We start from the raw sequence: 13918 nt of genomic DNA on the forward strand, positions 1-13918 counted from the left end.
GAATAGCAGGATGCTCAGTAGGGCGATGGCTACGAGTAGTAGAACGATTCGTTTAGCGTTCATAGAAGTACAGAGGCGAAGCACCGGTTTTGGCGCGCTCCAGGAGTGCCATCGCATCACTGGCATATTTCTCTGCCAGGGGACCCGACCCGTTATAGGCTCCGATAACCGCCTTGAGCTTGTCTGGTGCCAGGGGGCCGCTGTGACAGGGTGTTGCGGTGATGCGATCGATCAGTTGTCGAAGATGCGCAGCGGCGTAGTAAAGATCGGCCTTCCAGTCATCACCGGGAATCCGGGTGTCTTGGTCGAAACCGAAGATCCGGTACTGCACATCCTTGGGCATCGGCTTCTTGCAGTAGTAACTCTCGGTATAGGTCGCGGCGTCTCTCAGGGTCTTTCGACTCATGTTGACGAACCCGCTGGAACTGCCAGCGACCTTGTCGGGGACGATATCGAAGGCCACCTCGTCGACGATAGCGAGGAAGGTCGTCAGTGAGCGTTCGCCGAACTGCAGCGCCTGCAGGGTTGTGCTGGCGCCAGGACCGTTTTCCTGTTGCAGGATCACCGCGAGCAGCAGATGCGGAATTCCGTGGTAGTGAGCCGCGTCCTTGATCCAGCTTCGGATTTCCGTATCGGAAAACCTAGTTCGTAGCAGGTCTTCGCCCTTGGGGGCATACCAGATGATCTGTAGGGGAGATGGCAGGTCGCCACGGTAGCTGGGGATGGATTCGTATCCGTTCAGCGTAGTCACCTCCTTGCCGGTACAGCGGCAATAGGAGACCACTACCGGTGCGGTCTGCTTGGCCTCAGACGAAGTGGACTCGCCAGCCTTTACGTAGTTCACGCCTTCTTTCTGGCGCTTGGGCTCGTTAGCCATCGCTCTGTCCCTCAGAATTCGATGAAAATTTCGAATTTTTCGGCCTGGGAATGTGCCGCCAGGCGATGGGTCAGGCCGTTCTCGTCAGAGATACCACTTTCCTCAGTGCCATCCTGGCGGACAATCAAATAGCGGGTGTTGGCCAAAGGATCGCCCAGGCTGTTCGTCAGCAGGCACTGAGCATCGAAGCCAAAGGCAATCGGTAGCGGTGCCACGAAAGATGCGGGTGAATGGGTACTCCCGATAAGCACCGTCCCCGACCCACCAACGACCACATTGCCATGGCTACCCACGCTGCCGACCACGACGGCCGGCTTGCCGTTGATCAGCACGTTCGGGATCACGTTGCCGGCCATGGCGCCGCCGCAAGCGGACGGGTCGCCTTGTCGGGCGGCGGGCAGGCCGTCGAAGAGCACGTCGGGGGAGCCGGCGGCGATCGGGTTCACGCCGTGGCCCGGGACGGGGCAGGCGGTCGGGTCGGTGACGCGGGCGGCGGGTTTTCCGGACATGGGGTTCTCCTTAGCTGACCCGGACCTGGCCGCTGCCATTCAGGCTCGCGGCGAAGCTGACCGGACGCTTGAGGCCGTCGACTTCGAGCACGCCTTCGATGGAGAAGGCGAGGTGCAGCGGGTCGCGCTCGCGGGGCAGGGGGCTCACACGGACATTCGACAGGCGTGGCTCATAGGCTTCGATGAAGCGCTCGATGGCATTGCGGGCCTGGTTCAGGGCGTCGTGCAGGCTCAGGCGCATGTCGTTGAGGTCGGGCAGCCCGTAGTCGGGCAGCGTTTGCACGCTGCCCGCACGGGTGCTGAGCATCTTGGCCAGATGGGCAGCCACCGACGCCATGGCGGCGACCTCCCGGCTCCAGCCGGCACGTTGGCCGGCTTCGCCGCCGAGGCGTTCGAAAAGGCTGCCGTATCCGCTCATCGCTCAGCTCCTGCTCATTCCTTGTCGAGCTTGCCGACCAGCGACAGGGTGAAGTCCGCCCCCATGTACTTGAAGTGCGGACGCACGCTCAGGCTGACGCGGTACCAGCCCGGCTCGCCGTCGACATCGCTGACCACCACCTGCGCGGCGCGCAGCGGACGGCGGCTACGGACTTCGGCGCTGGGGTTCTCCTGGTCGGCGACGTACTGGCGAATCCACTTGTTGAGTTCCAGCTCCAAGTCGGTGCGCTCCTTCCAGGCACCGATCTGCTCGCGTTGCAGCACCTTCAGGTAATGCGCCAGGCGGTTGACGATGAACAGGTAGGGCAACTGGGTGCCGAGCTTGTAGTTGAGCTCGGCGATCTTGCCTTCCTCGCTGATGCCGAAGTTCTTGGCCTTCTGCACCGAGTTGGCGGAGAAGAACGCCGCGTTGTCGCTGCCCTTGCGCATGGTCAGGGCGATGAAGCCTTCCTCGGCCAGCTCGTACTCGCGGCGGTCGGATACCAGCACCTCGGTGGGGATCTTGGTCTCGATCTCACCCATGCTCTCGAAGTGGTGAAGCGGCAGGTCCTCCACCGCGCCGCCGCTCTGCGGGCCGATGATGTTCGGGCACCAGCGGAACTTGGCGAAGCTGTCGGTCAGCCTGCTGGCGAAGGTATAGGCCGTGTTGCCCCACAGGTAGTGCTCGTGGTTGTTGGCGACGTTTTCCTTGTAGACGAAGGTCTTCACCGGGTTGTCTTCCGGGTCGTACGGGTTGCGCAGCAGGAAGCGCGGGACGGTCAGGCCGACGTAGCGCGCGTCCTCCTGCTCACGGAAACTCTGCCACTTGGTGAACTGCGGGCCTTCGAAGTGATCGCGCAGGTCCTTCAGGTCCGGTAGCCCGGTGAAGCTTTCCAGGCCGAAGAACTTCGGGCCGGCAGCGGCGATGAAGGGCGCGTGGGACATGCTGGCGACGCTGGCCACGTACTGCATGGTCTTGACGTCGGGCGCGCTCGGGTCGAAGTAGTAGTTGGCGACGATGGCGCCCACCGGCTGGCCGCCGAACTGGCCGTACTCGGCGGTGTAGATGTGCTTGTAGAGGCCGGACTGGACCACTTCCGGGGAGTCCTCGAAATCATCCAGCAGGTCCTGCTTGGAGACGTTGAGCAGTTCGACCTTGATGTTCTCGCGGAAGTTGGTGCGGTCGATCAGCAGCTTCAGGCCGCGCCAGGACGACTCCAGTGCCTGGAACTCGGCGTGGTGGAGGATTTCGTCCATCTGCTGGCTGAGCTTGGCGTCGATCTCGGCGATCATCCGGTCGACCAGGGCCTTCTTCACCGGTTCGCCCTGGTTCTGCGGCTTCAGCAGCTCCTCGATGAAGGCCGACACGCCGCGTTTGGCGATGCCGTAGGCGTCGTCGTCCGGGCTCAGGCGGGTTTCGGCGATGATGCGGTCGAGAATGCCGTATTCGGTGCTGGCGCCGCCGTTTTGCTGTACTGCGCTGGTGCTCATGTGTTGGCTTCCTTTTCAGTCCTTGGCTCAGGCGTCCTGCTCGTTGCCGTCGAGGCCGAGCTCGTTGAGTACGCGGCCACGCGATTCCTCGTCGGCGAGCACGCCCTCGATGGCCTTGCGGAAGGCCGGGGCATTGCCCAGCGGGCCCTTCAGGGCGACCAGGGCTTCGCGCAGCTCCATCAGTTTCTTCAGCTCCGGCACCTGGTCGACCAGGTTGGCGGGGTTGAAGTCCTTCATCGAGTTGATCTTCAGGGCGATGGCCAGTTCGTCGCTGCCACCTTCGTCCTGCAGTCGGTTCGGCACGCTCAGGGTGAGGCCCAGTTCCTGCTTGGCCAGCACTTCGTCGAAGTTGTTCTTGTCGATGCCGATCGGCTTGCGATCCTCGACCTTGCGTTCGTCTGCGCGCTGGGTGAAGTCACCGAGCACCAGTACCTTCAGCGGCAGCTCGATTTCTTCCTGAGCACCGCCGGTAGCCGGCTTGAAAGTGATGTTGATGCGTTCCTTGGGGGCTACCGAGCCTTCTTTGGCCATGGCATGTCTCCTTTGCGTTAGGGCCCGAAGGCCTAGTCGAGCACCATCTCGAGGTCGAGATGGCACAGCCTGCGATAGACCTCGTCCTTGCGCTCGCGCACGGCATGGTTCTGCGGTAGCAGTTCGCAGCAGCTGTGCAACAGGTGCAGCACCTCCAGGGCGAGGTCGGGTTCCCAGTCGTGCAGGCCGGTGTCCTGCAGTTCCTGGTCGAGGGATTCCAGTTGGGTGCGGGCCAGTTCGTATTTCTTGGCCTGGTAGCACAGGCGCGCCATGCTCAGTTGCCAGAAGAAGCGCTGGCGGCCGCCATAGGCGCTCTGCAGCCCCTGCTTGAGCTGCTGTACCGCGGGTTTCAGGCCGTCCTTGCGCAACACCGGCAAGGCTTCCTGCAGGGCCAGTTCCCAGGCTGGGAGTTCCTGGCTCACCGGCACTTCGCGGATGCTGGCCGGCGCCTGCAGATGGGGAAGGACATAGGCGCTGATCCAGGCGCGAGTGGCCGGGTCGGCGAAAGGGCTGCCATCGTGGAAGCGCAACTCGACCACCCCGGGCAGCCGCTGCAGGAACAGCGCCAACTGGATTTCCACTTCACGCATGGCGTGTTCGGCGTCCAGCGCCTGCAGGCACTCCCAGGCCAGGCGCTGGCCGTCGAACCAGAAGGGCGAACGCGCGAGACTGCCTTCCAGGTCGACCAGCAGGTCGGCGTAGTGGCCTTTCTCGAAACGCTCGCGGTAGTTGTTCAGCTTGTCCTGGGGCAGACCGCGCAGCGCCGTGAGTTGTTCGGCATTGCGTTCTGGCAGGTTGTCTATCGGCAGCCACAGCAGGGTGCGGTTCAGGCGCAGTGCGCGCAGGTCGGTGGCCTTCTGCTTCAGCCACCAGGCGCAGAGCGGGCGGGCCCCGTCCTGCTGGGCGCGCAGGGCCTTGTGGGCGTCCTTCTCGTTCTCGATGCTGCTGACAGGCGCCAGCAACTGAGTGGCGGCCTGCTTCACCTGGGCCATGACCGCGCCGACCGGCCCCTGTTCGGGCTGCGCCTGGGAGGCCCGCTGGACCATCGCCTCCAGGGCCCTCTGCGGCGGAAGCAACCTGGGGACGTCATCGCCCAGCTTTTCGTGGAGGAGCTCCTCCAGCTTCTTGAGGGTATCGGCCAACTGGCGGAACAGCGGCAGTTGCTCCTTTACCGCAACGTCGTCGGCGAACAGGGGCTCCAGACGTGTCGCCAGCCATTCCAGGGCTGCCGCTCGGGTCCGCGGCTTGCGCGGGTGGACATCATCCCAGTGCTGCTCGCAGAGCCGCAGGAGCATCCCCAGGCCGGCCAGCAGGCCGGAAAAGGATTCGCGTTGCTGCAGGGCCCAGGTCAGCCAGGCAGCGACGCGTAGATCCTTGGATTGCTCTCGCAGCAGGCGCTCGCTGCCCTCCAGGATCTTCTGCCAGTCGATCGGGCCGCCGCCATGCAGGGAGGTGGCCTTGCTCAGCTCGGTTTCCAGCGCTTCGAATTCCACCGAATAACGGACGTCCTCGCCGGCGTAATTCACCTGCGAGGCAGGCGTATCGGCCAGTTCGAGATAATGCGATGCAAGTTTTCTGGTGTGGCTCATCCCTGCAATCGTTCCGTGATTAGGCTGAACTATCTATATGACGCCGTACTAAAAGTTCCCGTATGAGGTTCCCGGACGGGCGATCGGCATTCCTGGGTGGCAAGAAACTGCCGGCCAAGTGGCGGGCAATAGTGCATGTATTGATCAAGGATGTCTTGTAGGACATTGGCTATTTTATTTGTAGGATTTTCAAGTCCAAATGAGGTCGTGTGAGTTGGCGCACACAACCCTCATTCCTTGTGAATGGCTCTAGAATGATGGTTTTCAGCGGTTTTACAGGTGCTTTTTCGCGCTTTTCAGCATTGCTAAGAAATTTCTTAATCTCCGATTAATGCTGTTTGATATCGATTTGATATCAATTTGCCCGGGAACTTTTTCCAACCCTTGGTATGTTGAAGAAGAGCTGTGATATTCCACGGTGTGCAAATTCTTGCCGAGGTTTTTACGGGAAAAGTGCGGGTTGTATCGCTTCCGAATAGATGGGAGTAGGGGTGGATGCCTGGTGTGAAATAAGTTGCGCAGTGGTGTGCAAGAAGTTGCGCACTAACCGTGGCGTGAGTTGTTCAAAAACAATGGCTGCTTTATCGCAAGCCTTGTATTCCGGGCGCTGAGAAGTGTTTGGCACGCAAATTGTTATAGCCCGGCCACCCACTGGGTCGTGAACCCCGGGGCCATCAACTCACACGGCAAGGAGAGCTTTCATGCCAACACCCGCGTATCTGTCCCTCGAAGGCACCAAACAGGGCCTGATCACCGCCGGCACCTTCACCGAGGACTCGGTCGGCAACATCTTCCAGGAAGGCCACGAAGACCAGGTCCTGGTCCAGGCGTTCAACCACCAGGTCATCATCCCGCGCGACCCGCAGTCCGGCCAGCCGACCGGCCAGCGCGTGCACAAGCCGCTGATGATCACCAAGGTCTTCGACAAGTCCTCGCCGCTGATCTTCAACGCTCTGACCTCCGGCGAGCGCCTGAACAAGTGCCGCCTGGAGTGGTACCGCACCTCCTCCACCGGCACCCAGGAGCACTACTTCACCATCGAACTGGAAGACGCGGTGATCGTCGACGTGCAGTCGCGCATGCCGAACTGCCAGGACCCGAACATGGCGCATTTCACCCACCTGGAAGACGTCTACTTCACCTACCGCAAGATCGTCTGGACCCATGAGGTTTCCGGTACCTCCGGTTCCGACGACTGGCGCACCCCGATCGCCTCCTGATCGGTCGCGACACGTGCTGTTCACATCGGCCGGGTTTCCGGCCGATGTGTCTTTTCCAGGCCTGAGCCGGCGCTGCGGCAACTGCCGGGCAGGCCCTCCGCGCAGAGGAACATAGGATGTTCGCCCCGGCCAACCAGCCCCATTTCAGCTTGAATATCGACGGCCTCGACAGCGACCTGCAGGTGCTCGAATTCCATGGCCGCGAAGCCCTGAACCAACCCTATCGCTTCGACATCGAGCTGGTCAGCGAACGTCCCGACCTGGACCTGGAAAGCCTGCTGCACAAGGGCGCCTACCTGGACCTGGGGCAGGGCCACGGCATCCATGGCCAGTTGCACCGGGTGGCCCAGGGCGAATCCGGCCAGCGCCTGACCCGCTACCAAGTGAGCCTGGTGCCACGTTTGGCCTACCTCGCGCATCGGCATAACCAGCGCATTTTCCAGCAGCTGACGGTGCCGCAGATCATCACCCAGGTGCTGGAAGAGCACGGCATCCTCGCCGATGCCCAGCGCTTCCAGCTCGGCCCCACCGTCTACCCGCCGCGCGACTACTGCACCCAGTACGACGAGAGCGACCTGCACTTCGTCCAGCGCCTGTGCGAAGAGGAAGGCCTCCACTACCACTTCGAGCACGGCCCCGACGGGCACCTGCTGGTGTTCGGCGACGACCAGACGGCCTTCCCCAAGCTGGCCCCGGTGGCCTACCAGCAGGACTCCGGCCTGGTTGCCGACCTGCCGGTGATCAAGCGCTTTGGCCAGCGCCTGGAAACCCGTACCGCCCGCGTCAGCCGCCGCGACTACGACTTCGAGAAGCCCAGGCTGCAACTGGAAAGCATGGCCCGCAGCGACAGTCGTCCGGACCTCGAGGACTACGATTACCCCGGCCGCTTCACCGAGCGCGAGCGCGGCAAACTGCTGAGCCAGCGCAGCCTGGAAAGGCACCGCGCCGACTACCGCCAGGCCGAGGGCCGCAGCGACCAGCCGAGCCTGCGCAGCGGCCATTTCCTGCCCCTGCGCGAGCACCCGCGCGATGAGTGGAACGACCTCTGGTTGCTCACCGAAGTGTTGCACGAAGGCAAGCAGCCGCAGGTGCTGGAAGAGTCGGTCACCAGCGACGCCCGCGACGGCAAGGACGACTTCCACCAAGGCTACCGCAACCGTTTCCTCGCCACGCCCTGGGACGTGCCCTACCGCCCGCCGCTGGCGCATCCCAAGCCGCGCGTGCTGGGCAGCCAGACCGCCGTGGTGACGGGGCCGAAGGGCGAGGAAATCCATTGTGACCGCTACGGCAGGGTCAAGGTGCAGTTCCACTGGGACCGAAAAGGCCAGGCCGACGACAAGACCAGTTGCTGGCTGCGCGTGGCCTCCAACTGGGCCGGCAAGCAGTACGGCACCATCGCCATCCCGCGCATCGGCATGGAAGTGCTGGTGACCTTCCTCGAAGGCGACCCGGACCAGCCGCTGATCAGCGGCTGCCTGTACCACGCCGAGCACCTGCCGGCCTACGAGCTGCCGGCGAACAAGACCCGCAGCCTGTTCAAGACGCTCTCCAGCCCCGGCGGCGGTGGCTACAACGAACTGCGCATCGAGGACCGCAAGGGCCAGGAACAGATCTACCTGCATGCCCAGCGCGACTGGGACGAGAACATCGAGCACGACCAGAAGATCCGCGTCGGCCATGAACGCCACGACACGGTGGAAGCCAACGCCTACAGCGAGTTCAAGGCCGAGGAGCACCGCACCACCCATGGCGACCGCAAGGTCGAGGTGCGCGCCGACGACCACCTCTCGGTGGGCAACGACCAGCACCTGAAGCTCGGTAATGGCCAGTTCATCGAGGCCGGTCAGGAAATCCACCTCTCCGCCGGACTCAAGGTGGTGCTGGAAGCCGGTAGCGAACTGACCCTCAAGGCCGGCGGCAGTTTCGTCAAGCTGGACGGCGCTGGCGTCACCCTCAGCGGCGCCACGGTACGGGTCAACAGTGGAGGCAGCCCCGGCACGGGCACGGCGGCGGCTCCTTTGCTGCCGGGCCTGCTCCAACAGGCTGATGCCGACCGGCCCGGGTTCCTCCTGACCCCGGCGCAGATCAATACCTTCAAGCGCAGCGCGCCCTTCTGCGAGGAATGCGAGAAGTGCAAGGAGGGCCATTGTGTCTTCTGAACGCCTTGCCCCACGTGAATGGCTGGCCGCGAAGCCGCTGGCCGAAGGCGAGCGGCTGTATGGCGTGTTCAGCAGCGTCAGCGCGGCCGTCCCGCTGAGCGCCTGGAACCGCCAGGGCATGCATCGGGCGCTGCGGCCGCTCTGGCAGGGAACGCCCTACGCCGATTGGCAAGAGGTGATGCCCTATCTCGTCGAACCAGAGATTGACGGCAGTTTCCTCGATTGGGTCGGCGAGACCGACGCCGAGGATTGGGGGTGGCTGGCCGTTTCCAGCGGCGACCCCGAGCGCATCTTCGGGCACCTGCGCAGCCTGACCCAGGTAAGGATGCCGGAAGGCAACGAAGTGTTCTTCCGCTTCTGGGATGGACGGCATCTCCTGCCGATCCTGACATTCCTCGGTACCGATGCCGCGACCCTGCTGCCGATGTTCGATCGCTATCTGATAAACGGCCGGGCCCTTCAGGCATCCGAGGCGGTGCTGCCGCCCGAGCGGCCCTTCCCCTGGTGGACGCCGCCACAGGCACTGCTGGACAGCCTGGCGCGCGAGGACAGCAGCACCTTGTCCGCCAACCTCCTGCAATGGCTGCAGGAAGAACATCCCGACCTCTGTGACTGCCTGCCCGAGGCGAACCTGCGGCTGAAGATCGCCCATCTCGCCCGCCGCGGCAGTGACGTCGCCACTCTCAAGAACGCCCTGCTGGAGCAGCTGGCGCTGGAGCTCAACTGATGGACCAGATTGCCGTAATCGAACAGGAGTTGAATGACTTCAGGAACAGCCTGACCCGATACCGCGAAATGACCGAGAGCTGGTACGCCCGGGCGGCCGATGCCGGTAGCCGCGCGACGGACCTGCCATCCCTGCTGGGTATGGAGCGCAGCATCCGGGCCGGTTCCAGCAGCAAGTCGGTGAGCCTGGGCGATAGCGACTTCGGTCTGGTCGCGCAGTGTCCGCTCAGCGGCATCCTGGAAATCGAGAGCAAGTTCGAGTCGGCCTACGAGGTGCCGCTGGGGCGCATTCAGGTAGATGTCCGCTCCCGGGACGACAATAGCCTGCAGCAGACCCTGACCCTGGGCGACGACGGCAAGGCCAGCTTCAAGGGGCAGCCCGGCAAGTGGTACTCCATCCAGGTGAACTCCGCGGTCAGTGCCCAACAGGTCGACGAACTGTTCAGCCGCTACGACGGCCTGACGAACCAGCTGGAGACCTGGCTGCGTGGGCAGTGGGCCGATTTCAGGCCGCAATGGCAGGCCCATGGCGTATCGTCGGTGCTGTCGGCCGCCGGCACCGGCATCCTCGAAGGCAGCTGGCAGGCGGTGAAGGATGTCTGGGAAGGCATCAAGCTGATCTTCGAGATCCTCCAGGACCCGATGAAGTACGCCCACATGCTGGGCGACAAGGCCAGCGAACTGGCCGCCCTGGCCAAGAGCGCGCCGCAGAAGATGGCCCGGGTGATGCTCCTGGCCAGCGACGAGGCGGTGCTCTACCTGCTGCTGCGCAGCGCGACCCTCTGGCTTTCCGCATTGCCGCCGAGCCAGATAGCCGGTACGGCTGCCAAGGAAATCTCGCGGATCCTGGTCTCCGTGCTGATCGACATCCTCATCGCCATCGTCCTGACCGTCGCGGTCGAGGGGACGGGCATTGCCTACCTGGCGGTGCGCCTGGCCAAGTACGGCAAGCGTCTGGTCGATGCCGTCATCGGTTTCGTCAAATCGGTGTTCGGCATCCTCGAAGGCGTGCTCGACTACATCGAGAAATACCGTGTGGTGGCCGCCCGCGGCATCGCCAGCGGCGTCCAGCGTGGCAAGGCGGAACTGGTCTGGGATGCGCGCAAGAACAGCACGCTGCGCGAAGTCGATGCCCGGCCCAACGTCGACCGCCAGGCCACGACGCCCAACGAGCGGCCGGCCCAGGCGTGCAAGGAAACCTGCACCGGTGGCGAACCGGTTTCCATGGTCACCGGCGAGGAACTGCTGACGCTCGACGATGCCAACCTCGATGGCCTGCTGCCTTTCGTCTGGAGTCGCCTGTACCGCACCAGCGCGGTGGAGGTCGACCACGGCCTGGGGTACGGCTGGAGCCACGGACTGGCTCATCGCCTGCTGATCGAAGATGGGCAGGTGACCTGGGTCGATCATGAAAACCGCCGCACCCGCTTCCCGCTGCCGGACCGGCAGCGGCCCGCCATCCATAACCGGCTGTCGAAGGCCGCCATCTTCATCGGCGCCGACCCGGCCGAACTCGTCCTGGCCCAGGCGGGCGACAAGCCGCGCTTCTACCACTTCCGCCACGACGGCAAGGGCGGCGACCTGGTCGCCATCAGCGATGCCTACGGCAACCGCCTTCACGTCGGCCGCGACCTCGCCGGCCGCATCAGCCGCCTGAGCAACGGCGCCGGTCGGGCCCTGGCGTTCCGCTATGAGCAGAGCCGCATCCAGGCCGTGGAATACCAGCAGCAGGTCCCGGCGGACACCGAGGAGGCCTCCTGGCGCAGCGTGCAGACACTGGCCAGCTACGTCTACAACACCGCTGGCCAACTGCTGGAGGCGCACAATGCGCTTGGCGAAGTCGAGCGCTACCGCTACGACGAACAGCATGTGATCCTCGAACGCCACCTGGCCGGCGGCGCCAGCTTCTACTGGGCCTGGGAGGGCGCCGGCAAGCAGGCTCGCTGCGTGCGCCAGTGGTCGAGCATCGAGCCCCTGGACTTCCAGTTCGAATGGGACGACGAAGCGGGTACCGCGACCCTGCTCCAGAGCGATGGCGGCCGCCAGGTCTTCGTCCACGACGGCAACGCACGCCTGGTACGCCAGGTCGATCCCGACGGCGCGGTACACGAGAAGGCCTACAACCCACAGGGGCAACTGGTGGCCGAGCGTGATCCCCTTGGGGCCGTGACCGAGTACCACTACGACGAGGCCGGCCACCTGGTGGCCCTGGTGCCGCCGGAGGAAGAGCCCACCAGCTTCGAGTACCGCGACGGCTTCGTCAGCGCCGTGGAGCGCGGCAAGGCGAACTGGCGCTACCGCCGCAATGCCCAGGGCGACGTCATCCAGCAAACCGATCCGGACGGCCATTCCACCTTCTTCCGCTATGACGAACGCGGCCGCCTGCTGCAAATCCAGCATCCCGACGGCAGCAGCCACCAACTGCTCTGGAACGGCCTGGGCCAACTGATCGAGGAACGCCTGCCGGATGGCGGCGCGCGCCGCTATCGCTATGACGTATTCGGCCGCCAGATCACCCGCCAGGACGAGCAGGGCGCCGTCACCCGGTTCGAGTGGGATGCCCTGGGCCGCCTGCGCCAGGTCACCCTGCCGGGGGGCGCCAGCCGCGACTACGAATACAACGCCTACGGCAAGGTGACGGCGGAGCGCGATGAGCTCGGCCGGGTGACCCGTTACGAATACGACGGTGGCCTGCACCTCGTCACCCGGCGCATCAACCCCGACGGCAGCCAGCTGCGCTACCGCTATGACAACGCCCGGCTGCTGCTCAGCGAGATCGAGAACGAGCGTGGCGAGCTGTACCGCCTCGACTACCACCCCAGCGGTCTTATCAGCCGGGAAACCGGTTTCGACGGGCGCACTTGCGCCTATGCCTACGACCTCAACGGGCACCTGCTGGAGAAGACCGAGTATGGCGAGGACGGCAGCGAACTCGTCACCCGCTACCAGCGCGACGCCTCGGGCCGCCTGCTGGTCAGAACGCAGCCCGACGGCAGCGAGGTCCACTACCGCTACGATGCCCTGGGCCGCCTGGTGGGAGTGGACGACGGCGAATGGCCGCTGGCCTACGAGTACGACCTGCAGAACCGCCTGACCCGCGAACACCAGGGCTGGGCGACCCTGCAATACGGCTATGACGCCCTGGGGCGGCTGAGCCATTGCCGGCTCCCGGATGGCAGCACCCTCGACTACCGCCACCGGGCGGGCGGCGAACTCAGCGCCATCGACCTGAACGGCCAGCGCCTGACCAGCCACCAGTTCAGCTTCGGCCGGGAACGCCAGCGCCAGCAAGGCCAACTGCTCAGCCAGTACCAGTACGACGAACAGGGCCGGCTTCTCGCCCACCAGGTCAGCCAGCGCGAGCGCGCGCTATACCAGCGGCGCTACAGCTACGACGCCGGCGGCAACCTCGCCAGCGTCGAAGACAGCCGCAAGGGCGCGCGCAGTTACCACTACGACCCGCTGGACCGCCTGGTCGCCGTGCGCGGCGACCTGCCGGAAAGCTTCGCCCACGACCCGGCGGGCAACCTGCTGACCCAGAATGCCCAGCAGGGCGACCCACGGCGGGTCAACGTACAGGGCAACCGCCTGCTGATGCAGGGGGACTGCCACTACGACTACGACGCCTACGGCAACCTGCTCCGCGAACGCCGCGGCGCCGGGCAGAAGCTGGTCACCCAGTACCGTTACGACAGCCAGCACCGCCTGGTGGGCGTGCAACTGCCCGATGGCCGCCAGGTCAGCTACCGATACGACGCCTTCGGCCGGCGCATCGCCAAGGAAGTGGACGGCAAGACCACCGAATTCATCTGGCAGGGCGACCGCCTGGTCGCCGAAAGCGGCGCAGGCCGCTACCGCAGCTACGTCTACGAACCCGGCAGCTTCCGCCCGCTGGCCATGCTGGACGGCGAAGGCCCGCTGAAGGCCGAGCCCTTCTACTACCAGCTCGACCACCTGGGCACTCCGCAGGAACTGACCAGCTACGGCGGCGAAATCCTCTGGTCGGCCCGCTACCGCGCCTACGGCAACGTCGCCCGCCTGGAAGTAGCGGAAATCGACAACCCGCTGCGCTTCCAGGGGCAGTACTACGACGCGGAAACCGGCCTGCACTACAACCGGCATCGTTACTACAATCCCAACACCGGCCGTTTCCTGACCCCGGACCCGATCAAGCTGGCGGGTGGATTGAACCACTACCAGTACGTGCCTAACCCGACGGGGTGGGTGGATCCGTTGGGGTTGGCTAGTACACATGGAGACTGTCTTAACGCCTCTCCTCCGTTGACAACGGCGAAAATTGAAGAAATTACGACAATTCCTAAAGGAGCTCGACCAGATCCAAGTGAGTATCTTTCATCAGAATACATAAAAAATCATCTGAGTCAGTTTGATAACGGTG

Annotated in this window: 10 protein-coding genes; 4 read left to right on the forward strand and 6 right to left on the reverse strand. The window is 64.2% G+C overall.

The genetic code is table 11. The annotated features are described in order from the left end of the window. Positions 1 to 52: 52 nt before the first annotated feature. Genes BM060_RS30960 through tssA form a run of 6 tightly spaced genes read right to left on the reverse strand, consistent with a single transcriptional unit; the run spans position 53 to position 5414 of the window. Positions 53 to 877 carry a hypothetical protein gene (locus BM060_RS30960; protein ID WP_245322943.1) on the reverse strand — a complete coding sequence of 275 codons (825 nt, stop codon included), beginning with the start codon at positions 875 to 877 and terminating at the stop codon, positions 53 to 55. 11 nt (positions 878 to 888) lie between these two features. After that, positions 889 to 1386, reverse strand: a complete 498-nt coding sequence (locus tag BM060_RS30965) for a PAAR domain-containing protein (protein ID WP_074986232.1) — start codon at positions 1384 to 1386, stop codon at positions 889 to 891. 10 nt (positions 1387 to 1396) lie between these two features. After that, entirely contained in the window at positions 1397 to 1804 is a 408-nt protein-coding gene (gene tssE, locus BM060_RS30970) for a type VI secretion system baseplate subunit TssE (protein WP_074986235.1), read from the reverse strand. Positions 1805 to 1818: 14 nt separating this feature from the next. Continuing rightward, positions 1819 to 3294, reverse strand: coding sequence for a type VI secretion system contractile sheath large subunit (gene tssC, locus BM060_RS30975; RefSeq protein WP_074986237.1), 1476 nt, complete (start codon positions 3292 to 3294; stop codon positions 1819 to 1821). A 27-nt stretch (positions 3295 to 3321) separates the two neighbouring features. Then, entirely contained in the window at positions 3322 to 3825 is a 504-nt protein-coding gene (gene tssB / locus BM060_RS30980; protein ID WP_043273230.1) for a type VI secretion system contractile sheath small subunit, read from the reverse strand. A gap of 32 nt (positions 3826 to 3857) precedes the next feature. Beyond that, entirely contained in the window at positions 3858 to 5414 is a 1557-nt protein-coding gene (tssA, locus tag BM060_RS30985; protein ID WP_074986240.1) for a type VI secretion system protein TssA, read from the reverse strand. 701 nt (positions 5415 to 6115) lie between these two features. Between tssA and BM060_RS30990 the strand changes: the two genes are divergently transcribed. The 4 genes from BM060_RS30990 to BM060_RS31005 form a co-directional block, all read left to right on the forward strand. Continuing rightward, the gene (locus BM060_RS30990) at positions 6116 to 6634 is read left to right on the forward strand and encodes an Hcp family type VI secretion system effector (RefSeq protein ID WP_043269424.1); all 519 of its coding nucleotides are present in this window, start codon (positions 6116 to 6118) and stop codon (positions 6632 to 6634) included. 116 nt (positions 6635 to 6750) lie between these two features. Further along, positions 6751 to 8793: a type VI secretion system Vgr family protein gene (locus tag BM060_RS30995; RefSeq protein ID WP_074986243.1), complete on the forward strand. Its 2043-nt coding sequence runs from the start codon at positions 6751 to 6753 to the stop codon at positions 8791 to 8793. Then, positions 8783 to 9520, forward strand: coding sequence for a DUF4123 domain-containing protein (locus BM060_RS31000; protein ID WP_074986246.1), 738 nt, complete (start codon positions 8783 to 8785; stop codon positions 9518 to 9520). The genes BM060_RS30995 and BM060_RS31000 overlap by 11 nt, the downstream gene beginning before the upstream one ends. Next, positions 9520 to 13918 (forward strand): RHS repeat-associated core domain-containing protein (locus tag BM060_RS31005; RefSeq protein WP_074986248.1); only part of this gene is annotated, 4399 nt, incomplete at its 3' end. The genes BM060_RS31000 and BM060_RS31005, both read left to right, overlap by 1 nt.

The sequence above is a fragment of the Pseudomonas citronellolis genome (genome assembly GCF_900112375.1).
Lineage (GTDB): Bacteria > Pseudomonadota > Gammaproteobacteria > Pseudomonadales > Pseudomonadaceae > Pseudomonas > Pseudomonas citronellolis.